Annotated in this window: 17 protein-coding genes; 8 read left to right on the top strand and 9 right to left on the bottom strand. The window is 67.3% G+C overall.

Annotated features, from left to right (window positions below; genetic code table 11):
- Positions 1-10 precede the first annotated feature (10 nt).
- The 5 genes from secD to queA all read right to left on the bottom strand — a co-directional run bounded on the left by secD (position 11) and on the right by queA (position 6,141).
- Positions 11-1,867 (bottom strand): protein translocase subunit SecD, encoded by a 1,857-nt coding sequence (secD, locus tag AC5P68_RS07875; RefSeq protein ID WP_005409258.1) that lies wholly within the window; start codon positions 1,865-1,867, stop codon positions 11-13.
- A 61-nt stretch (positions 1,868-1,928) separates the two neighbouring features.
- Positions 1,929-2,273 (bottom strand): preprotein translocase subunit YajC, encoded by a 345-nt coding sequence (gene yajC, locus AC5P68_RS07870; RefSeq protein ID WP_005409257.1) that lies wholly within the window; start codon positions 2,271-2,273, stop codon positions 1,929-1,931.
- Between the two features lie 133 nt (positions 2,274-2,406).
- Complete coding sequence (gene tgt, locus AC5P68_RS07865; RefSeq protein WP_495216640.1) at positions 2,407-3,537, bottom strand: tRNA guanosine(34) transglycosylase Tgt; 1,131 nt, start codon at positions 3,535-3,537, stop codon at positions 2,407-2,409.
- An 80-nt stretch (positions 3,538-3,617) separates the two neighbouring features.
- The gene (locus AC5P68_RS07860; protein WP_111108636.1) at positions 3,618-4,715 is read right to left on the bottom strand and encodes an alpha/beta hydrolase; all 1,098 of its coding nucleotides are present in this window, start codon (positions 4,713-4,715) and stop codon (positions 3,618-3,620) included.
- A gap of 358 nt (positions 4,716-5,073) precedes the next feature.
- Complete coding sequence (gene queA, locus AC5P68_RS07855; RefSeq protein ID WP_012479927.1) at positions 5,074-6,141, bottom strand: tRNA preQ1(34) S-adenosylmethionine ribosyltransferase-isomerase QueA; 1,068 nt, start codon at positions 6,139-6,141, stop codon at positions 5,074-5,076.
- Positions 6,142-6,351: 210 nt separating this feature from the next.
- On the opposite strand from queA, the gene AC5P68_RS07850 reads away from it, so the two are divergent.
- On the top strand, positions 6,352-7,848 hold the full coding sequence (locus AC5P68_RS07850; RefSeq protein ID WP_005409254.1) for an aminotransferase class III-fold pyridoxal phosphate-dependent enzyme: 1,497 nt from the start codon (positions 6,352-6,354) through the stop codon (positions 7,846-7,848).
- 183 nt (positions 7,849-8,031) lie between these two features.
- The gene (locus AC5P68_RS07845; protein ID WP_033834411.1) at positions 8,032-8,625 is read left to right on the top strand and encodes an LOG family protein; all 594 of its coding nucleotides are present in this window, start codon (positions 8,032-8,034) and stop codon (positions 8,623-8,625) included.
- Between the two features lie 19 nt (positions 8,626-8,644).
- On the opposite strand, the gene AC5P68_RS07840 is transcribed toward AC5P68_RS07845, so the two are convergent.
- Positions 8,645-11,443 carry a bifunctional diguanylate cyclase/phosphodiesterase gene (locus AC5P68_RS07840; RefSeq protein WP_495216692.1) on the bottom strand — a complete coding sequence of 933 codons (2,799 nt, stop codon included), beginning with the start codon at positions 11,441-11,443 and terminating at the stop codon, positions 8,645-8,647.
- A gap of 292 nt (positions 11,444-11,735) precedes the next feature.
- On the opposite strand from AC5P68_RS07840, the gene AC5P68_RS07835 reads away from it, so the two are divergent.
- From AC5P68_RS07835 to AC5P68_RS07815, 5 genes are all read left to right on the top strand, one after another.
- Positions 11,736-12,254 carry an RNA polymerase sigma factor gene (locus tag AC5P68_RS07835; protein WP_229295586.1) on the top strand — a complete coding sequence of 173 codons (519 nt, stop codon included), beginning with the start codon at positions 11,736-11,738 and terminating at the stop codon, positions 12,252-12,254.
- Positions 12,251-13,270 carry a hypothetical protein gene (locus tag AC5P68_RS07830; protein ID WP_033834409.1) on the top strand — a complete coding sequence of 340 codons (1,020 nt, stop codon included), beginning with the start codon at positions 12,251-12,253 and terminating at the stop codon, positions 13,268-13,270. The genes AC5P68_RS07835 and AC5P68_RS07830 overlap by 4 nt, the downstream gene beginning before the upstream one ends.
- A gap of 40 nt (positions 13,271-13,310) precedes the next feature.
- Entirely contained in the window at positions 13,311-13,907 is a 597-nt protein-coding gene (locus AC5P68_RS07825; protein WP_005409249.1) for an IMPACT family protein, read from the top strand.
- Positions 13,900-15,672 carry an ABC transporter transmembrane domain-containing protein gene (locus AC5P68_RS07820; RefSeq protein WP_033834408.1) on the top strand — a complete coding sequence of 591 codons (1,773 nt, stop codon included), beginning with the start codon at positions 13,900-13,902 and terminating at the stop codon, positions 15,670-15,672. Before AC5P68_RS07825 ends, AC5P68_RS07820 begins: the two co-directional genes overlap by 8 nt.
- Before the next feature lie 70 nt (positions 15,673-15,742).
- Positions 15,743-15,937: a hypothetical protein gene (locus AC5P68_RS07815; protein ID WP_005409247.1), complete on the top strand. Its 195-nt coding sequence runs from the start codon at positions 15,743-15,745 to the stop codon at positions 15,935-15,937.
- 230 nt (positions 15,938-16,167) lie between these two features.
- On the opposite strand, the gene AC5P68_RS07810 is transcribed toward AC5P68_RS07815, so the two are convergent.
- The 3 genes from AC5P68_RS07810 to AC5P68_RS07800 all read right to left on the bottom strand — a co-directional run bounded on the left by AC5P68_RS07810 (position 16,168) and on the right by AC5P68_RS07800 (position 19,984).
- Complete coding sequence (locus AC5P68_RS07810) at positions 16,168-17,292, bottom strand: prephenate dehydrogenase (protein ID WP_495216639.1); 1,125 nt, start codon at positions 17,290-17,292, stop codon at positions 16,168-16,170.
- Positions 17,289-18,197, bottom strand: a complete 909-nt coding sequence (gene pdxY / locus AC5P68_RS07805) for a pyridoxal kinase (protein WP_495216638.1) — start codon at positions 18,195-18,197, stop codon at positions 17,289-17,291. Before pdxY ends, AC5P68_RS07810 begins: the two co-directional genes overlap by 4 nt.
- A gap of 587 nt (positions 18,198-18,784) precedes the next feature.
- Positions 18,785-19,984 (bottom strand): MFS transporter, encoded by a 1,200-nt coding sequence (locus AC5P68_RS07800; RefSeq protein ID WP_111188707.1) that lies wholly within the window; start codon positions 19,982-19,984, stop codon positions 18,785-18,787.
- Between the two features lie 72 nt (positions 19,985-20,056).
- Between AC5P68_RS07800 and AC5P68_RS07795 the strand changes: the two genes are divergently transcribed.
- Positions 20,057-20,854, top strand: coding sequence for an AraC family transcriptional regulator (locus tag AC5P68_RS07795; protein WP_049453731.1), 798 nt, complete (start codon positions 20,057-20,059; stop codon positions 20,852-20,854).
- Positions 20,855-20,896: the final 42 nt, after the last annotated feature.

Below are 20,896 nucleotides of genomic sequence, written 5' to 3'. Positions count from 1 at the left end.
TGTCGTCCCGTCAGATGGCCACGTTCTGGAGCTTCTTGCGACGGCCGTAGATCAGCGTCGCCAGCGCACGCGACACGGTGATCGCGGTGAACATGGAGGCGAAAATACCGATGATCATGGTCAGTGCGAAGCCCTTCAGCGGACCGGTACCGAATGCGAACAGCGCCACACCGACGATCAGGCCGGTCAGGTTGGCGTCGAGGATGGTGCCCGAGGCACGCTCGTAACCGGTCACGATCGCGGTCTTGCCCGGCACACCGGCACGCAGCTCTTCACGGATACGCTCGTTGATCAGCACGTTGGCGTCCACCGACAGGCCCACCGACAACGCCAGGCCGGCGAAGCCCGGCAGGGTCATGGTCGCGCCAAACAGCGACATCACCGCCACCACGATCAGCAGGTTGAACAGCATCGCTGCCGAGGTGATCACGCCGAACATGCGGTAGTACACGCTGAAGAACACCAGGGTGAACAGGAACGCGAACACCACTGCGCGCATGCCGTTCTTGACGTTCTCGGCGCCGAGGCTCGGGCCGACCACACGCTCTTCGACGAAGTCCATCGGCGCGGCCAGCGAGCCGGACTTCAGCAGCTTGGCCAGGTCGTCGGCTTCCTTCTTCTGCAGGCCGGTGGTCTGGAAGTTCTTGCCGAACACGCCGTTGATGTTGGCCACCGAGATCACTTCCTCATTGACCTTGAAGCCACGCACTTCCTGGCCGTCAACCAGGGTCACGGTCGGCACGCGTTCGGTATACACCACCGCCATCGGCTTGTTCACGTTGGCGCTGGTGAAGTCGAACATGCGCTGGCCGCCGACGTTGTTCAGCGTCACGCTGACCGCCGGGGCACCACTGGTGGAGTCGGTCACCGCCTGCGCGCCGACCATCTGGTCGCCGGTGACGATCACGCGCTTGTTCAGCAGGATCGGACCGCCGCCGTCACGGCGCTGATAGACCTTCGCTTCCGGCGGGATGCGGCCGGAGTCGATGGCGTCCTGGGCATTGCCCTCGACCACCGCGCGGTATTCCAGGGTGGCGGTGGCGCCGATCATGCGCTTGGCTTCGGCAGTGTCCTGCACGCCGGGCAGCTGCACGACCACGCGGTCGGCACCCTGGCGCTGGATGATCGGCTCGGCGACGCCGAGCTGGTTCACGCGGTTGCGCAGGGTGTTGATGTTCTGCTCGATGGCGCCATTGGCGATCTGCGCGATCTCGGTCTCCGGCACGGTCACCGTGATTCGGTTGCCGCTGACGTCGTAGCCGAGCGTCGGCTGCGCCTTCACCAGTGCCGCACGGGCACGCTGTGCGGCGTCATCACCGGCGGACGGGCTCAGGTTGGCCACGATGCTGTTGTCCGCGCGACGCTCAACCGACTGGTACGCGATGCGCGCGTCACGCAGGGTGCTGCGCACGTCTTCGGTGTAGGCGTCCAGGCGCTTGTCGAGGGCGGCCTTCTGGTCGACCTGCAGCACGAAGTGCACACCACCCTGCAGGTCCAGGCCCAGCACCATCGGGCGACCGCCGAGGTTGGCCAGCCAGTCCGGCACGGTCGAGGCCAGGTTCAGGGCCACGGTGTACTTTTCGCCGACGGTGTCGCGCAGGGCGTCGCTGGCAGCGGACTGCGCCTTCAGGTCCGGCAGGCGGACAATCAGGCTTTCCCCTTCCTTCTCGACACCGACGGGGGTGACTCCGGCCGTCTTCAGGTCGGCCAGCACACGGTCGCGCAGCGCATCGTCGATCTGCCCGCCACGGTTGGCGGTGATCTGGAGGGCCGGGTCCTTCTGGTAGATGTTGGGCAGCGCGTACAGCGCGCTGAGCGCCAGTACGATCAGGATGACGACGTACTTCCAGCGTGGAAATTCGAGCATTGCTTGGGTCCCGCGCGGCGCCATCCCCGGCGCCGCGGTTGTGCATCGGAAAGGGAGTGGCTTACTGGGCCGACTTCAGGGTACCGGCCGGCAGCACGTTGCCGACAGCGCCCTTCTGCACGCGGATGCGCACGTTGTCAGCCACTTCAATGGTGATGAAGTTGTCGCCGATGTCGGTGACGATGCCGGCGATGCCGCCGTTGGTCAGCACTTCATCGCCACGCTTGATCTTCTCCAGCATGGCCTTGTGCTCCTTCTGCCGCTTCATCTGCGGGCGGATCATCAGGAAGTACATGATGGCGATCAGGATGACCGGGAACAGCAGCGTGGTCAGGCCCATGCCCTGCGGTTGGCCGCCGGCGGCCTGGGCGTGGGCGGCGGGAATCAGGAAAGCAAGCAGGTTCATCGTTGGTCCTTTGGTTGGGCGGCGCTTCGGCCCTTTCACGGGCACGAGGTGTCGACCGCGGATCTGGGTCAGCCTTGAAGTATGCCACGGCCCCGAGCGTTCGTCCTTGGGCCGTTTGGCAGGGGCATTCGGGTTACAGGGGCGGGGCCACCGCCCCGCGTGCCGCGTAGAAGGACTCGCGGAAGGCCAGGAAGGTTCCCGCCTCGATGGCCGCGCGGATGTCGGCCATCAGCTTTTCGTAATAGAACAGGTTGTGCAGGGTACCGAGCATCGGCGCCAGCATCTCGTTGCAGCGGTCCAGGTGGCGCAGGTAGGAACGCGTGTAACCGCCGGTGCAGGCCACGCAGCCGCAGCCCGGCTCGATCGGGTCCATGTCCCGCGCGTACTGGGAATTTCGGATGCGAACGGTGCCGAACGAGGTGAAATAGTGGCCGTTGCGGGCGTTGCGCGTCGGCATCACGCAGTCGAACATGTCCACGCCACGTGCGACACCCTCGACCAGGTCCTCCGGCCGGCCCACACCCATCAGGTAGCGCGGACGGTCGCTTGGCAGCTCCGGGTCCAGGTGGTCGAGCATGGCGTTGCGCTCCTGCTCCGGCTCGCCCACGGCCAGGCCGCCGATGGCATAGCCGTCGAAGCCGATCGCCTGCAGGGCCTCGGCCGAGCGGCTGCGCAGGTCGGTGTGCACGCCGCCCTGGACGATGCCGAACAGGGCCGCGTCATTGCCCAGCTCGTCATGCGCGTTGCGGCTGCGCTGGGCCCAGCGCAGGCTCAGCTCCATCGACCGGTGCGCCACATCCTCGGTGGCCGGGTACGGGGTGCACTCGTCGAAGATCATCACCACGTCCGAATCGAGCACCTTCTGGATCTTCATGCTCTCTTCCGGGCCCAGGAACACACGGGCGCCGTCGGTGGGCGAGGCAAAGGTCACGCCCTGCTCGGTGATCTTGCGGCGGTGGGCCAGCGAGAACACCTGGAAGCCACCGGAGTCGGTCAGGATCGGGCCATCCCAGCGGCAGAAGCCGTGCAGGCCGCCGTGGTCGGCAATGATGTCCAGGCCCGGGCGCAGGTACAGGTGGAAGGTATTGCCGAGGATGATCTCGGCGCCCAGCGCACGCACCTGGTCCGGCAGGATGCCCTTGACCGAGCCATAGGTCCCCACCGGCATGAAGGCCGGCGTTTCCACCGTGCCACGCGGGAAGGTCAGGCGGCCACGGCGGGCACGGCCGTCGCGGGTCTGGAGCTGGAACTGCAGTCGGGACATGGAGCGGTCATTCGGGCAAATAGTTGCCTATTGTCCCCCAAAACCCGGCGCCGACGAACCCCACGACCTGTCTACGCCGTTCAGCGCCCTGCCCGCAGCCGCCAGCGCTGCGCCACCAGGTCGGCCAGGGCGTCCGCCTGGATCGAGTTCAGGATGTCGTTGTGGTCGGCCGAGACACTGTCTGCGCCTGCGATCACCCAGACCGGACGTTGCTGCATTGGCGCACAGCCCTGGCCCGGTATGGTCCGGGCGCGCAGAACGAAACGGCCATCGGCAAGCGTTGCGGTACAGGCGTCCAGCGGCGGTGGCGGACAGGCATCGGCCGTGGCGCAGACCCAGGCTCGATGGGTCTGGCGCTGACGGTCAAATCCAATGGGCGTGCCCCTGAACGCAATCCGGTAGCCCATACCGACGGCCTTGTCGCCCTGCGCCTGCAGCACCGTCACCTTTCGATGCTGGCGCAAAGCGTCAGCAGCCGTGATCGATACTGTTCCGGCAAATGCCGGTGACGCTGCCCACGCGGATACCAGCGCCTGCTCGACCTCGTCGAACTCACGCTCGGCCACTGCCGGGTTGAGCATGAAGTACTCGAAGCCATCCAACTGCTCCTGCACCAGGCCATCCTTGATGGCATGGAACAGGGCTGAGCCGCCGAAACTGTGGCCGATCATGTAGACCGCCCTCTCCGGATGCTGCTCGCGCAACAGGGCCACCACCTGCGCCAGCCCGTTCTCCCCTACTGTCACCGAGGCGTTCTTTCGATCCCAAACCGTCAGAAAGTCGCTCGGCTCCCAGGCCAGCGGGGTATCGTAGGAGTCACCACGCCACCCCACATAGAGCCCCCTCACCGGGGTTCCCGCCTTGGCCTCGACCTTGCCAAGGAATTCTTCAAAATCAGTGAAGTTGCTGTCATTGGGCGATGCGTTGTGGTGCCAGCCGTTGATGAAGACCACCACCGGGAGATCGACAGGTTCCGCCGCCAGCCAGCGTTGCAGGCGGTTGAACTGGCCCGGCCAATGGAAGCCCCCGGCATCATTGATCTCGATCACCATTCGCTCGCTGCGCGCAGGCAATGCGAGGGGACGGGCTTCATGCTCGGGCCAGTAGGCGACATCGGGCACGCTGGAACAGGACGAAAGGCCACACACGATCAGGCACAACCCGGCAATCCGGCGCATGAACGTTCTCCTTGGTGGGGCACCGGCCCCTCCCCGGGGTCTGCGCGATGCGATCCTAGCCCGCTGTCGCAGGCCTTGGACGACCGCCTGTCGGCGGGCTGCCCGCTTAATCCTGAAAAAAGCGACAAACCTCGCGGGGCGCGGTTTCACCTTCGTCGCCACTGGCCTTGGCGGGTGGTCACCACATCACTCGCAGTGCACCTTATGCCGGGAAGAACGTTGGGATGCCATCCACGCATGGCGTGGATCTACTGATTCCAGCGGCAGTAGAGCCACGCCAAGCGTGGCTTTCCGGGGCTCCAGGCACCTGCAAGTGCGCACCAACGGTGCGCACCCACCACAAGCAGAGGCTGTGGCCCTACCCCGCCTGCGGGAACAGCAGCATCGCGTCGCCGTAGCTGAAGAAGCGGTAGCGCTGCTCGATCGCGTGCCGGTAGGCCTCGAACACGCGCTCCTTGCCGGCGAACGCGGAGATCATCATCAGCAGCGTGCTTTCCGGCAGGTGGAAGTTGGTCACCATCGCGTCGACGCTGCGGATGCGGTAGCCGGGGGTGATGAAGATCTGCGTCTCACCAGCGAACGGCAGCAGCTCGCCATCGCGCATCGCACTTTCCAGCGCGCGCACCACGGTGGTGCCGACGCCGATCACGCGGCCGCCGGCGGCACGCGTGCGCCGCACCTGCTGCACCAGCTCGGCACCCACGTTCAGCCACTCGCGGTGCATCACGTGGTCCTTCAGGTCATCGGCACGCACCGGCTGGAAGGTGCCTGCACCCACGTGCAGGGTGACGTGCCCGAACTCCACGCCCTTGTCCTTCAGTGCGGCCAGCAGCGGTTCGTCGAAATGCAGGCCGGCGGTCGGCGCCGCCACCGCCCCCACTTCGCGCGCGAACACAGTCTGATAGCGCTCGCGGTCGTCCACGCCCGGCTCGCGCTGGATATACGGCGGCAGCGGCAGGCGGCCGGCGTGCAGCAGCCACTGTTCCAGCGATTCCGGCACATGGAACTGCAGTACGTAGAACTCGCCATCGCGGCCCAGCACTTCTGCTTCACCGCCGGCATCCAGCGCGATGCGGCTGCCGGCCTTCGGTGACTTGCTGGCGCCCACCTGGGCACGGGCCTGCTGGCCACCGAGCAGGCGCTCGATCAGTATCTCCACGCGGCCACCGCTGGCCTTCTGCCCGAACAGGCGCGCCGGGATCACCCGGGTGTCGTTGAACACCAGCAGGTCGCCCGGCTGCAGCAGCGACGGCAGGTCGCGCACCTGCAGGTCGGTGAAGGCATCGGGCGCCGGCGGTACCAGCAGCAGGCGGCTTGCGGAACGTTCGGCCAGCGGGGCCTGCGCGATCAGTTCAGCCGGCAGGTCGTAATGGAAATCGGACTTCTTCAAGGCGGTGGGCGGCAACAGGTCGACAATGGCGCGCATTGTACGTCCAGCGTCTGCGAGCCGGCGTGCTCCGCGACGAACGTCGCGGAAAATGCTGCTATGCAGCAGGTTTCTGCGGGGTTATCGCGCAAAAAAACAAGTGCTAGCATCGAGTCGGAAGTCCGCTGCACGAGCCTGCCCCAAGCGCGCGTGATGACGCGCGTTTTGCTTTTGAAGACCCGTGCGACCCATTGTTTCAGGAGATCTGCAATGAGCTTCATCGAACGCCTCGCCCCCCTGCGCAGCCAGCCCGGCACCCGTCTCACCACCGGGCTGGACGATGCCACCCTGACCGCCCTGTCCGCCAACCACCCGCAGCTGATCGCCGCGGTGGACGCCGCTGCCGAGGAATTCGCGCGCGTGCAGGCCGACCTGGGGCCGCTGCTGGCGCAGGACGAACAGGCGCAGATCGACGCGATGCAGGACGGTTTCGTCAATTTCTATGCCGATGACGCGGTGACCCCGTACGTGGCACTGGCTGCGCGCGGCCCATGGGTGGTCACCCTGAAGGGCGCCGTGCTGTACGACGCCGGCGGCTACGGCATGCTCGGCTTCGGGCACACCCCGGACGCCGTGCTGGAGGCGATGGCCCGCCCGCAGGTGATGGCCAACATCATGACCCCCAGCCTGTCGCAGCAGCGCTTCATCACCGCCCTGCGCGCCGAGATCGGCCACCGCCGTGGCGGCTGCCCGTTCGCCCGTTTCATGTGCCTGAATTCCGGTTCCGAAGCGGTCGGCCTGGCCGCCCGCATCGCCGATGTCAACGCCAAGCTGCAGACCGACCCGGGTGCGCGCCACGCTGGCGCTGCGATCAAGCGCGTGGTGGTCAAGGGCAGCTTCCATGGCCGTACCGACCGCCCTGCCCTGTATTCCGATTCCAGCCGCAAGAGCTACATGCAGCACCTGGCCAGCTACCGCGGTGAGGACTCGGTGATCACCGTGGCGCCGTACGACGAAGCCGGCCTGCGCAAGGTGTTCGAGGACGCCGCACGCAACCAGTGGTTCATCGAGGCGGTGTTCCTGGAACCGGTGATGGGCGAAGGCGACCCGGGGCGTTCGGTGCCGCCGTCGTTCTATGCCGTTGCCCGCGAACTGACCCGTGCCCACGGCAGCCTGCTGCTGCTCGACTCGATCCAGGCCGGCCTGCGCGCGCATGGCGTGCTGTCGGTGGTCGATTACCCGGGCTTCGAAGGCCTCGACCCGCCGGACATGGAGACCTATTCCAAGGCCCTCAACGCCGCGCAGTACCCGCTGTCGGTGCTGGCGGTGACCGAGCATGCCGCGCAGCTGTACCGCAAGGGCATCTATGGCAATACCATGACCAGCAACCCGCGTGCGCTGGACGTGGCCTGCGCCACCCTGGCCCAGCTGACCCCGCAGGTGCGCGCCAACATCGCCGAACGCGGTGCCGAGGCCGTGCGCAAGCTGGAACAGCTGAAGAACGAGCTGGGCGGGCTGATCACCAAGGTGCAGGGCACCGGTCTGCTGTTCTCCTGCGAGCTGGCCCCGCAGTTCAAGTGCTACGGCGCCAACTCGACCGAGGAATGGCTGCGCCAGCACGGCATCAACGTGATCCACGGCGGCGAGAACTCGCTGCGCTTCACCCCGCACTTCGGCATGGACAGCGAGGAGCTGGACCTGCTGGTGGGCATGGTCGGCCGCGCCCTGCGTGAAGGCCCGCGCCGCGAGCAGGCCGCTGCCGCGTAGGCCTGCTTGGCGTTTGTAGAGTCGAGCCGTGCTCGACTCGGCCTTTGCCGCGATCTGAACGAAGAGCAGCCGAGCATGGCTCGGCTCTACAGAAGGGCTCATAATCCAAGGACACCCCGTCCCCGACCGCCCTGCGGTTGGCGACGGGGCGTTTTCGTTTCCGGCCAAGAGACAGGAAGATCCATGAAATCGATCTGTGTGTACTGTGGTTCCAACGCTGGCAGCAAACCGGCCTACACCGAGCGCGCCATTGCCCTGGGTGACCGCATCGCCCGCGACGGCCTGCGCCTGGTGTATGGCGGCGGCAACGTCGGCCTGATGGGAACCGTGGCCAATGCCGTGCTCGCCGCTGGCGGCGAGGTGACCGGCGTGATCCCGCGCCAGCTGGCCGACTGGGAAGTGGCCCACCGTGGCCTGACCGAACTGGAGATCGTCGGTTCGATGCATGAGCGCAAGTCGCGCATGTTCGATCTTGCCGACGGTTTCGTCGCCCTGCCCGGCGGCTTCGGCACCATGGAAGAGATCTTCGAGATGCTGACCTGGCGCCAGCTGGGCATCGGCAACAAGCCATGCGCTTTCCTCGATGTGGACGGCTTCTACGCCCCGCTGATCGGCATGATCGATCGCATGGTGGAAGAACGCTTCCTGCATCCGGACCAGCGCCAGGACCTGTGGTACGGCTCGGACATCGAAGAGATGCTGCAGTGGATGAAGAACTACCAGCCGGCCCAGGCCTCGAAGTGGATCGACGAGAAGCGCCGCGCCGCCCTGCGATGATCCAGCTGCACGCGGTGGCTCAGGCCGCCGCGTGCGCCCAGGGCGCGGGCCGCCCCAGCAGGTAGCCCTGGCCGTAGTCGCAGCCCAGTTCACGCAGGGTCTGCCGCTGCGCGTCGGTCTCGATGCCTTCGCCGATGGTCTCAATGCCCAGCGTGCGCGCCAGCGACAGCACGCCTTCCACCAGCGCCCGCGTACTCTGCACTTCCGGACCGTGCAGGCCGGCGATGAAGCTCTGGTCGATCTTCAGCGTGCTGATCGGGAAACGGTGGAGGTAGGACAGCGCGGAGAACCCGGTACCGAAATCGTCCAGCTGCACCTGGATGCCGCGCTCGCGCAGGCCCTGCAGGATACGCAGCGTGTGCGGGCCGTCGTCCAGCAACGCCACCTCGGTGATTTCCAGGCGCAGCCGGCGCGGATCGGCACCACAGCTGTCGAGCAGGCCGAACAGGCGATCACTGAACTCTGCCGAGCGGAAATGCCGGGGCGATACGTTCACCGAGACGTAGCCTTCGCCTCCCCGTGCCAGCCCCGCGATGACCTGCTCGTAGATCAGCCAGTCCACCTGTTCGATCAGGCCGCTCTCTTCACCCAGCTCCAGGAACGCGCCGGGCAGCAGCAGGCCACGGCGCTCATGCTGCCAGCGCAGCAGCGCCTCGTGGCCGACCACTTCACCGTCGGACAAGCGCACGATCGGCTGGTAGAACGGTACGAAATCGCGGTTGTTGATCGCACGGCGCAGGTCGGCTTCCAGGTCCAGGCTGCGCATGGCTTCTTCGCGCATGTCCTCGTCGAAAATCGCACAGCGGTCATGGCCCTGCGCCTTGGCCCGGTACATGGCCGCATCCGCATCGCGCAGCAGCTCTTCTCCGGTGCGGTAGCGCGGATTCCACAAGGCAATGCCCAGGCTGCCGGACGGAAACAGTTCGCGCCCGGCGATCCACATCGATTCCTGCAACGCCAGCAGCAGCCGCTGGCCGAAATCCAGTGCCTGCGCCAGGCCCTGCGGGCACTGCAGCAGAACAGCAAACTCATCACCGCCGAGCCGGGCCACCACATCTTCGTTACCCGCCATCGACACGATGCGCTTGGCCACTTCCACCAGCATGCGGTCGCCGGCGGCATGGCCGATGCTGTCGTTGACCAGCTTGAAGCGGTCCAGATCGAGGAACAGCACGGCGAACACCGGTCCGCCCTCACGCTTGGCCAGCGCCAGTGAATCCTGCAGGCGATCCAGCAGGTGCAGGCGGTTGGGCAGGCCGGTCAGCGCATCGTGCATGGCCTGGTGGGTCAGGCGCTGCTCGGCACGCAGGCGCTCACCGATCTGCCCAAGCAGCTTTTCGTTGACCTCGGCCAGTTCGCGGGTGCGTTCCTCAACGCGCTTTTCCAGCTCGGCATGCGCCGAACGCAGCCGCTGCTGGTCGCGTTGACGGGCCAGGCCGGTACCGATGTTCTGCGCGACGAAGGTCAGCAGGCGCTGGTCGTGAACGCTGAACGTGCTGTTTTCGCTGTAGCTCTGCACCACGATCGCGCCGACCACTTCGTCGTCGCGCAGCAGCGGCACGCCCAGCCAGCAGTGCGAACGTGCACCGGATTCACGCACCTCGCCACTGGCCAGCAGCGCATCGATCTGCGCGCGCGAGGCCAGCAGCGGGCGCCGGTTGCGCACCACGTATTCGGTCAGGCCCCGGCTGAAGGGCCGTGGCGCGCGGCTGGCATTGTGCTCGTCCACCGAATACACGAAATCCAGGCCGTTGCCGGCCGGGTTGACCAGGGCGATGTAGAAATTGCGCGCGTCGAGCAGGCGCCCGACCACGCCGTGCACCTGCCCGTAGAACTGAGCCAGGCTGTCGGCCGACATCGCCATTTCGGCGATGTTGTACAGGGCGGTCTGCAGCTGTTCGGCACGACGACGCTCGGCTACCTCGTCCTGCAGGCTGTGGTTGGCCCGCTGCAGTTCCTGGGTGCGCCGCGCCACCTGCTGTTCCAACCGGACCTGCGCCTGGCGCCGATCCATCGCGGTCTGCACGTGCTGGGCGACGAAGCCCAGCAGTGCGCGCTCGGCCTCGCCGTAGCGGGCGGCCTGTTCATAGCTCTGAACCACGATGGCCCCGCAGACGCGGCCGTCGCGCAGCATCGGCACGCCCAGCCAGTCCAGGCTTTCGGGACCGCGCTGCGGGTCATGCTCCTGTTCCATCACCTGCGCCAGCAGTTTGCGCGAAGGGCCACTGAGCGGCTTGCCATGGCGCAGCAGCGCCACGGTCAGGCTGCGCGGCATCTCGCTGGCGTCATGGCTCTGCGTGGGATCGGCGACGAAGTCATCGACCTGATCGGCAAAGTACAGGAACCGGATCTGGTCGCGCACATCGTCGTATTCCACGATGTAGCAGTTCTCGGCATACATCAGCGTGCCGAGCACGCCATGCACGTGGCGCAGCATCTCGGGCATTTCCAGATCGGCACCGGCCAGATCGGCAATCTGGAACAGGGCCTGCTGCAGCCGCTCGGCCTCTTCCAGTGCCTTGATCTGGCCGGCTTGGCGGCCGCGCTGCAGCGCCAGTTCCATTGCCTGCCGGGCCAGCCCCCACCACGCGGGTGAAGGCACCGCGCCCGCAACCGACAGCAGCAGCCGCGCACCGTCATACTCCCAGCCGTGCTGGCCATCGCCGGTGGCGGGCTCCACGGACGCAGCGCTGTCAATCGCAAGCAAGGGCCAGCCCCCTCGGCCATTCCCCAGCTGCGGGTCGTCCCAGCCAACGCGGACCACGGCCGTTTCCGGCAAAAGCGCATGCAACGCGCGCACCAGCGCCGTGCTCAACACGGCCTCGTGTAGTGGCTCTTCCGCCGATTCAGCATGCGTGGACAAATGACAATCTCTTGGCGCCGTCTGTGCGTCGCCTCCCCTGAGCCGCCGAGCATAGCGCGCCACCCGGGGGGCAATGGAAGCCCGTAAACCCCGAATCGTGCGCCCGTACGTTTTTCGTGCTGTCCGTAGCTGCTTCCATGCCATGAACCTCGCCCTGCCCGCCCCTGCCACCGGCTATGCGCCACCGCCTGCAGGCCTTACCCTGTACGCCGTGGAAGCCAGCGCACTGCCAACCGATGAAGCCTTGATGCTGGCCTGGGCCGGTGGCGACCTGCGCGCGTTCGAAAGCCTGTATGGGCGCCACCGCAAGCGCCTGTTCGGCTTCCTGCTGCGGCAACTGCGCGACACCGCGCTGGCCGAGGAGATCTTCCAGGACGTCTGGCAGCGGGTGATCAGCGCCCGTGCCGGGTGGCAACCGGACGCGGCCTTCAGCACCTGGCTGTTCCGCATTGCCCACAACCGCCTGAACGACCATTGGCGCGCCGCCCGCCACCGCCCGGCTGCCCCGGCCGATGCCGATCTGCGCCTGGCCGCGATCGAGGATGGGCAGACCCCGGAAGGCGAGCTTTCCGAATTCGAACAACGTCGCCGCATCCAGCTGGCGATGGAACAACTGCCGCCTGAGCAGCGCGAAGTGCTGCAACTGCGGCTGGATCAGGAACTGAGCCTGGAGGAGATCGGCCAGATCACCGGCGTAGGCCGGGAAACCGTGAAATCGCGGCTGCGCTATGCGATGGACAAGCTGCGTGCGGGATTGAACGCATGAACCGAGACGAACCGCTGACGCCGGAAGAACGCGAGCTGGCCCGGCTGCTCGGCCGTCGCGCCGAGCAGGCTCCGCCCGCCGCACTGGACGCCGCCATCCTGGCCGCGGCACGCGCTGCCGTGGACGCGCCGGCCGCCGATGCGGTCGCCTCTCCCGAGGCGCCGCGCACGCAGCGCACACGCCCGCGTTGGCCGGCGGTGTTCGGCATCGCCGCCTCGATGGTGTTTGCCATCGGCATCGCCTGGCAGCTGCGTCCGGAACCGCCGCCGGTTCCGGCCGGTGAGGCCGCTGTTGCTGCGGCACCGGCAGCGGCAGAAGACGTTGCGGCTGCCGATCAGGCCGCTGACCACAGTGCAGCCGACAGCGCTGTGGCGGGCGCCCAACCAAGCGCTGCGCCCGCAGCACCCGAGGCCGCCCCTGTTGCCGCTGCCCCGGCACCGTCCATCGCACGCGCGCCCGAGCCGGCGCCGGCCGAAACCGCTGAAGCGCCGGCCCAGGCTGCACGATCGATGGCTGCGGATGCGGCCGCCGATACCGCCTTTGCGGCCCTCCCGCCAGCGCCGACGGCAGCACCGGCAGCAGCGCCGCCTGCGCCACCGGCACCCGCCGCCTACTCGGCACCGGCACCTGCACCGGCATTCGCGCCGGCAGCGTCCGGGGCACTGAAAGCACGCACGGCCGCGGCACCTGCACCGGCACCAGCAGCCAATGCCGCCGAGGTCGAGCGGGCGGAGGCGCTGGATCGGGTGGAGATCACCTCGATGAAGCGTGAGGCTCCCAGCCGTTCGGCTCCGGGCATCATGCGCCGCGGCAGCGATGCGGGCCTGAGCGCGGATACCGTGCAGGCCGAGGTGGACGCCGACGCGCGCCTGCCACGCCGGCAGTGGCTGCAGAAAATCCGCGAGCGCCGTGACCAGGACCAGCGCGACCTCGCCCGCGCCAGCCTGGAGCGCTACATCCAGCAATATCCGGAAGCGCGCCTGCCGCGTGACCTGCGCCCGCTGCTGGACGACTGAAACGGGCGGGGGTACCCGGCAACACCGTAGAATGGCGGGAATGCTCGATACCCTCGCCCAGCCCGTCAGCCACACGCTGGAAGTCAAACACAGCCGCTTCATCGCCCATGCCGCGCCGATCGACGGCGCCCCCGCAGCGCTGGCGTTCCTGCAACAGGTTGCCGTGGCCGACGCCACACACAACTGCTGGGCCTACCGGCATGGCCAGGACTACCGCTCCAGCGATGATGGCGAGCCGGCAGGCACCGCCGGGCGGCCGATCCTGGCCGCGATCGACGGGCAGGGCTTCGACCGGGTGATGGTGGTGGTGACGCGCTGGTTCGGTGGCATCAAGCTCGGCGCCGGCGGCCTGGTCCGGGCGTACGGTGGCGCCGCCGCAGAATGCCTGCGCACCGCGCCGCGGCTGGCGCTGGTCGCCATGGCACGGCTGCAGCTGCAGGCCGGCTTCGAAGACCTGGGCACCCTGCATGCGGCCCTTCCGGGGTTCGGCGCGGAAAAGCGCGATGAACAGTTCGACGCGAACGGGGTGTGCCTGCGGGTCGAATTGCCGGCCGATCAGGTCGACGCATTGAAAATCCGCCTGCGCGACGCCACTCGTGACCGTATCCGCATAGAAGACGACCACCAGGATGACTGACAAGGACGGCGCCCCCGCCTCGCCCCCGCCGCTGCGCCGCCTTGGCAGCCTGCGCACGCTATGGCCGTTCGTGCGCCGCCACAGTGGCCTGTTCACCGCCTGGCTGATGGCCCTCGCGGTGTCTTCGGCGGCCACGCTGAGCCTGCCGCCGGCGGTCAAGCAGATGATCGACCACGGCTTCAGCAGCGGCGGCCAGATCAACCGTGCCTTCGCCCTGCTGATGCTGGTGGCCGTGGTGCTGGCCCTGGCCACCGCCGCGCGCTTCTACTTCGTGTCGCTGCTGGGCGAAAAGGTCGTGGCTGACCTGCGCAGCCGCCTCTACGCACACCTCATCCAGCTCGGTGCCGGCTTCCATGACCGCAGCCGCAGCGGTGAGCTGGTCTCGCGCCTGACCGCCGACAGTGAGCTGCTGCGCAGCGTGGTCGGCTCGACCATGTCGGTGGCATTGCGTAGCAGCGTCACGGTGGTCGGCAGCCTGGCGATGCTGTTCGTCACCAGCCCGCGGCTGGCGGCGTGGTCGCTGCTGGGCATTCCGCTTGCGGTACTGCCGATCATCATCGGTGCGCGCAAGCTGCGCACCGTCGCGCGCAGCAGCCAGGACCGCATCGCCGATGCGAACAGCCTGGCCAGCGAGACCCTGGGCGCCGTAAGGACGGTGCAGGCGCATGCACGCGAACCCTACGAGCGCGGCCGCTTCGACCATGCACTGGGCGATGCCATCAAGGCCGCCCGCCGCCGCATCGGTGCGCAGTCGCTGGTCACCGCCAGCGCCATCCTGCTGGTGTTCGGCGCCATCGTCGGCGTGCTGTGGCTGGGCGCGCACGATGTCATCGATGGCCGCCTCAGCGCAGGCACCCTTGGCCAGTTCGTGCTGTACGCGCTGATCGGTGGTGGTTCGGTCGGTGCCCTGGCCGAAGTCTGGAACGAACTGCAGCGCGCGGCCGGCGGCATGGGCCGCATCGGCGAACTGCTCCAGGAAGACATCGAGATCCGCGCGCCGGCGCAGCCGCACGTGCTTCCGCAGCCGCTGCGTGGCGAGATCCGGTTCGACGACGTGGTGTTCCATTACCCGCAGCGGCCAGACCAGGCGGCGCTGGACCATTTCAACCTGCACGTGCGCCCGGGCGAGACCGTGGCCCTGGTTGGCCCGTCCGGCGCAGGCAAGAGCACGGTGCTGTCGATGCTGCTGCGCTTCCACGATCCGGCCAGTGGCCGCATCTGCGTGGATGGCATCGACGTGCGCCAGGTCGACCCGGCCGAGCTGCGCGGACAGCTGGCGCTGGTTCCGCAGCAGCCGACGCTGTTTGCCGCCAGCGCGCGCGACAACATCCGCTATGGCCGCCTGCAGGCCAGCGACAGCGAGGTGGAAGATGCCGCACGCGCCGCCGAGGCGGACGGATTCCTGCGCGCGTTGCCGCAGGGCTATGACAGTGAGCTGGGCGAGCGCGGCGCCCGCCTGTCCGGTGGCCAGCAGCAGCGTGTGGCGATTGCCCGCGCACTGCTGAAGGATGCGCCGATCCTGCTGCTGGACGAAGCCACCAGCGCGTTGGACGCGCAGAGCGAGCACGGCGTGCAGCAAGCGCTGGAACGCCTGATGGCGGGCCGCACCACGCTGGTCATTGCCCACCGTCTGGCCACCGTGCTCAAGGCCGACCGCATCGTGGTGATGGACCAGGGCCGCATCGTCGCCGAGGGCACGCACGCGCAACTGCTGGCCGAAGGCGGACTGTACGCTGAACTTGCACGCCTGCAGTTCATCGATTGATGACGTCCGCCTAACATCGGCGCGGCCAAGCTGGCCGCGCAACAGCAGCATCCGCTGAAGGAGGTGCACGATGTCGTTCCGTCAGTTCCCCGCCGTCGACAGCAACGGCGAAAGCCACATCATCATCGAGTTCAAGCCCGAGGCGAATGGCAGCGGGCACCATTCCGAAGCCACGCCACGCTACGAACTGGATGATGGACGGCCGCTGGTACGCGACGGCCGCGAGTTCACCACCAGTGGCGGTGAGCTGAGGCTGACGATCTGAGGTTCGCCGGGCACGGCCCGGCGCCACCGGATTTCGTACCGCTCCGCTCTGGTGGGTGTGGACCTTTGTCGACACGCCTTTTGCCAAAGGCGGTCGAGCATGGCTCGACCCTACAAAAAGCGTGATCAATTTTTGACCAACCATCTTGACAGCCTTTACTACCAAGGGCTGAGCGAGGTTATCCACACCTTTGCTCAGAAACCATCCACACCGCCTGTGGATGAATGTGCTCAGCCCAGCACCCGCCCGATGCCGCTGGCGTCCACTTCGGCGGCCGCGCGACTGATCGCCCCCGGATCGCTGCCGGCCACGAACCCGATCCGGAAATGCACTTCGCCGCCAGGCGTGCGCGAGGAATGGATCGAGGCCAGGCTGATGCGGTGCTGCTCGAACACGTTCAGCAGCTCACGCAGTGAGCCCGGCCGGTCTTCCGGCAGGTGCACCGACAACGCATTGCGCTCGGTCAGGTCAGCCAGCAGATAGCCCACGCGTTCGAAGGTGTAGTTGCCCGCGGCCAGTGCCTGCTCGCCGAAGGCACTGCGGTTGGACGACAGCAGCTGCTCACGGAATGCACTGCGTGCAGTGTCGTCGCCCTGTCCGACCTGGGCCTGCAGGGCCTGCAGCTGGCCGACCAAGCGCTCCAGCATCGACGCCACGTACGGGTTGCCGAACTGGATGTCCTCGTAGATCGCGGGGTTCAGCGACAGGATGCGCGAGATGATCGCCGTATCCAGTTCGAACGATGCCGACCGGTACGGCATCATCGCGGCCAGGTCGCCCAGCTGCGGCTGGTACTGGCGCAGCACGCCGGCCTGGGCCAGGTGGGTGGCATGCACCATCGCCTGTACCAGCGCCATCATCTGGTCGTGATGCTGTGGCGTGGCCCGCACGCACTCAGCCTGCAGCGCCGTGCACAGCGAATCGACCCATGGCTGCCAGTGCCGCAGCCGCGCTTCGCAGACCACCATCACCCGACCCTTCAGGGTCGGCGCTTTCGGTGGCGCGGTCATCGGGTGCAGCCCGACCACCTCGGCCTGCGAGGCCAGCATCGCCTGCACCGGCGCCTCCTTCACCGAGGTCACGTCCAGCCACAGCCGGTCCTGCTCGCGGCCGGCCGACTGCCGCACGTACTCGGCGATCAACGCCGGCGTATGCCGGATCGGTGCCGAGAACACCAGCACATCGGCCTGCGCGAGCAGCTGTTCCGGCGTATGCGAGCCCGGATCAGCCGGATCATGGCCGATTACCCGCAGCTGCATGTGCTGCTGGAAGAAGCGGGTCAGCCAGCGCCCGTAGGCGCCGGCACTGCCGACGATGCCGACCGTGCGCGGCGTGCGTTCGAGCAGGCCGCTCATGCCACGCGTTCGGCGCGGAAGCGCGTCCCCTCGGCCAGCGCGGCAGGCGCTGCAGCGATCACGTCGAATTCTTCGAAGCCGTTGTCCAGGGTCGCCTCCAGGGCCGCGTGGGTGCCGGCAATCGCACGCGAGATCGCCTGCTGCATCGATTCGCCGCGCAGCAGGAACGACACCACCAGCGACATCAGCACATCGCCGGTACCCGCCACGTCCACCGGCAGCAGCGGCGAGGTCCAGCGCCAGGTTTCCTCGCGGCCGACGGCCAGGGTCACCAGTTCACCCGGGGTGCCGCCCACGCTGTGCGCGATCACCCAATGCGGGCCGCGATCCAGCAGCGTGCGCGCGGCGGCGATGGCATCGGCCTCGGCCAACGCCGGCATGCCGGTCAGGCGATTCAGTTCGAAAGCGTTCGGCGTCACCAGCCAGGCATGCGGCAACAGGCGCTCGGCGAAGATCGCTTCCAGCCCGGGTTCCACGTAGGGGCCGGTGTGCGTATCGCCAATCACCGGGTCCAGGCAATAGCGCAGCTGCGGGCAGGCCGGCAGGATCCCGTCCAGCCAGTCGGCGAAGGCGGCGCCGTTGGCGGTGCTGCCGAAGTAGCCGGAGACCAGCATCTTCGCCCGTTGTGGCAGGCCACGCTCGTGGCTGCCCAGCAGCAGGTCGGCGAACCAGTCAGCGGGCAGCACGCGACCGCGCGTGGTGTCGTAGAAAGGCGCATTGCTCAGCAGCACGGTCGGGATTTCCGCTACGCGCACGCCCAGCGCGCGCATCGGCGGTACGGCGGCGCTGTTGCCGGCGTGGCCGTAGACAAGTTGCGACTGGACCGAGATGACATCGATCGGCGAGGGGCCATCCGGCCGCTGGCGGCGGCCGTGGACCAGGTGGTTATCAAGGGATTCGCTCATGGCCGCATTCTACGCCCAAGGGGGTTTTCGGCAGGGCTTGCAGCCCTGCACCTGCTCAATGCAACGGCAACTGCAACGGCCGAAGCCGAAGCCAAAGCGGCATTTCGTGGGGTGGCGGGGCGGTGTCGGAGTGCGGGGACGCCGCAAGTACGTCCTTGTAGGCTTGGCAGCGGCATCCATGCCGCTGACACCCCGCACTCCGACACCGCCCCGCCTTCGACAGGTTCACGCGGCTGTTGGTAACTGCGGCTGTTGTTCCGCGCTGTTGGTAGGTGTCGACCTTGGTCGACACATCTGTCAGATATCGAATGAGTCATCCACGCATGGCGTGGATCTACCGTGTCGACCAAGGTCGACACCTACCAGAGCAGTACGCCGTTCCGGCAGATCACGGAAAACTGTCGAAGGCGGGGTGGGTCCGGTTGCAGGGGTGTCCGCGGCATGGATGCCGCGGCCAAGCCCCCAGGGATGGGTTTACGGCGTCCCCTGCAACCGGACCCACCCCGCCACCCCACGGATAGCCCGCTTCTGCTGTTGACGTTGCCTCTGCGGGTGCAGGGCTGCAAGCCCTGCAAACCAAAAACCCCTCAGTGAACAGCAGGGCGCGACGGCGGCAGCCACGCCGCCACGATGCCGAGCAGCGGCAGGAACGCAGTCAACTGGTAGACGTACTCGATGCTGGTCTTGTCCGCCAGCAGGCCGAGCACGGCAGCACCCAGTCCACCCATGCCGAACGCAAAGCCGAAGAACAGGCCGGACACCATGCCGATGCGGTGCGGCATCATCTCCTGGGCATAGACCACGATGGCCGAGAACGCCGACGACAACACGAAACCGATCAGCACCGCCAGCACCGTGGTCCAGAACAGATCGGCATGCGGCAGCATCAGTGCGAACGGTGCAACGCCCAGGATCGAGGTCCAGATGATCGGCTTGCGGCCGATGCGATCGCCCAGCGGGCCACCGAGGAAGCCGCCGGCGGCGGACGCCACCAGGAATGCGAACAGATGCAGCTGCGCCTGTGCCACCGGAATGCCGAAATGGTGGATCAGGTAGAAGGTGAAGTAGCTGCCGATGCTGGCCATGTAGAAGTATTTGCTGAAGATCAGCACCAGCAGGATCGCCAGCACCTTGGCCACGGTGCGCGGGGGATGGCGCGGCGCCATCGAGGCGGTGCTGGCCGGGCGCGGGGTGCCCAGGTGCAGCGCGTACCAGCGGCCGACATAGGTCAGCAGTGCAATGCCGATCAGCGCGGCGCCGGCAAACCACGACGCGGCATGCTGGCCATGCGGCACGATCACGGCTGCAGCAATCAGTGGACCGAGCGCGGTACCGAAATTGCCGCCCACCTGGAACACCGACTGCGCGAAGCCATGGCGGCCACCCGAGGCCAGCCGCGCAATGCGCGATGCTTCCGGATGGAAAATGGCCGAACCAATGCCGACCATCGCCGCAGCCATCAGCACCACCGCATAGTTCGGCGCGAAGCCGAGCAGCAGCATGCCGCACAGGGTCGAGGCCATGCCGATCGGCAGCGAGTACGGCGCCGGGCGACGGTCGGTGGCGGCGCCAATCAGTGGCTGGAAGATCGAAGCGGTCAGCTGGTAGGTCAGCGTGATCAGGCCGATCTGGGTGAAGCTCAGGTTGAAGCCGCCCTTGATCACTGGATAGATGGCCAGGATCAGCGACTGCATCATGTCGTTGACGACATGCGAGGTGGAAATAGCTGCCAGCACACCGGGAGCCACCGGACGTGAGGTCGTTGCGGGAGAAGCCAAGGCGGACATGGACGCAGTCAGGTTGGGGGCGAGCCACGCATGCTACGGTTGCCCTCCCCTCCCTTCTGCCGCGTTCGGGTCATGGCCTATCGCAAAAAGGACATCCCCTGCCAGGTCCGCGAGAGTGCGCCGTGGAACGAGGTTCCGGTGCACCGCCCAGTGACCTGCCGCGCCCGCCATTACAAGCCCGGGACCCACATCGCGCCCCACCGGCACCGCCGTCACCAGCTGGTGTTCGCCATGTCCGGACTGATGGTGGTGCGTGCAGACGGCGGCCGCTGGGTAGTGCCTTCAACCCGCGCGATCTGGGTCCCGGCCGGCATGGCCCATGCGGTGGACTGCATCGCCGAAGTACACATGCGCAGCCTGTACGTGGAGCCGGACTTCGCGCCGCAGCTGCCGGACGAGGCGTTCGCGGTACAGGTGGCGCCGCTGCTGCGCGAGCTGCTGCTGGCCGCCAGCCTGATCGAGACCGCGCATGTGGACGACAGCCGCGACGGCCGCGTGGTCCGCCTCCTGCTGGACGAGCTGCACCGCATGGACGCGCTGCCGCTGCACCTGCCCTCACCAACCGACCCGCGCCTGCAGCGGATCTGCCAGCACATCCAGAAGCACCCCGGCGATGACGCGACGCTGCAGGACTGGGCACAGGCGCTGGAAGTGGACGTGAAAACCATCCAGCGTCATTTCGCCAGCGAACTGGGCATGACCTTCGGCCAGTGGCGACAGCAGGCGCGACTGCTGGCCGCATTGGAGCGGCTGGCGGTCGGCGACAAGGTCATCGATGTCGCGCTGGCGATGGGCTACGACAGCCCCAGCGCGTTCACCAGCATGTTCAAGCGCCAGCTGGGGCAGACGCCGGCGGCGTTTTTCCGCTGATCGCAAACGAAAACGCCGGGCATGGCCCGGCGCTACCGCTCA

The sequence above is a fragment of the Stenotrophomonas sp. YJH_SMC_58 genome (genome assembly GCF_059369635.1).
Note: the sequence above shows the minus strand (reverse complement) of the source record. Positions and strands in the feature narration are given on the sequence as shown.

What these genes read in the sequence shown, in the direction of transcription:
- secD (WP_005409258.1), bottom strand. Translation starts at nt 1,867, where the DNA reads ATGCTCGAATTTCCACGCTGGAAGTACGTCGTCATCCTGATCGTACTG.
- yajC (WP_005409257.1), bottom strand. Translation starts at nt 2,273, where the DNA reads ATGAACCTGCTTGCTTTCCTGATTCCCGCCGCCCACGCCCAGGCCGCC.
- tgt (WP_495216640.1), bottom strand. Translation starts at nt 3,537, where the DNA reads ATGTCCCGACTGCAGTTCCAGCTCCAGACCCGCGACGGCCGTGCCCGC.
- AC5P68_RS07860 (WP_111108636.1), bottom strand. Translation starts at nt 4,715, where the DNA reads ATGCGCCGGATTGCCGGGTTGTGCCTGATCGTGTGTGGCCTTTCGTCC.
- queA (WP_012479927.1), bottom strand. Translation starts at nt 6,141, where the DNA reads ATGCGCGCCATTGTCGACCTGTTGCCGCCCACCGCCTTGAAGAAGTCC.
- AC5P68_RS07850 (WP_005409254.1), top strand. Translation starts at nt 6,352, where the DNA reads ATGAGCTTCATCGAACGCCTCGCCCCCCTGCGCAGCCAGCCCGGCACC.
- AC5P68_RS07845 (WP_033834411.1), top strand. Translation starts at nt 8,032, where the DNA reads ATGAAATCGATCTGTGTGTACTGTGGTTCCAACGCTGGCAGCAAACCG.
- AC5P68_RS07835 (WP_229295586.1), top strand. Translation starts at nt 11,736, where the DNA reads ATGCTGGCCTGGGCCGGTGGCGACCTGCGCGCGTTCGAAAGCCTGTAT.
- AC5P68_RS07830 (WP_033834409.1), top strand. Translation starts at nt 12,251, where the DNA reads ATGAACCGAGACGAACCGCTGACGCCGGAAGAACGCGAGCTGGCCCGG.
- AC5P68_RS07825 (WP_005409249.1), top strand. Translation starts at nt 13,311, where the DNA reads ATGCTCGATACCCTCGCCCAGCCCGTCAGCCACACGCTGGAAGTCAAA.
- AC5P68_RS07820 (WP_033834408.1), top strand. Translation starts at nt 13,900, where the DNA reads ATGACTGACAAGGACGGCGCCCCCGCCTCGCCCCCGCCGCTGCGCCGC.
- AC5P68_RS07815 (WP_005409247.1), top strand. Translation starts at nt 15,743, where the DNA reads ATGTCGTTCCGTCAGTTCCCCGCCGTCGACAGCAACGGCGAAAGCCAC.
- AC5P68_RS07810 (WP_495216639.1), bottom strand. Translation starts at nt 17,292, where the DNA reads ATGAGCGGCCTGCTCGAACGCACGCCGCGCACGGTCGGCATCGTCGGC.
- pdxY (WP_495216638.1), bottom strand. Translation starts at nt 18,197, where the DNA reads ATGAGCGAATCCCTTGATAACCACCTGGTCCACGGCCGCCGCCAGCGG.
- AC5P68_RS07800 (WP_111188707.1), bottom strand. Translation starts at nt 19,984, where the DNA reads ATGTCCGCCTTGGCTTCTCCCGCAACGACCTCACGTCCGGTGGCTCCC.
- AC5P68_RS07795 (WP_049453731.1), top strand. Translation starts at nt 20,057, where the DNA reads ATGGCCTATCGCAAAAAGGACATCCCCTGCCAGGTCCGCGAGAGTGCG.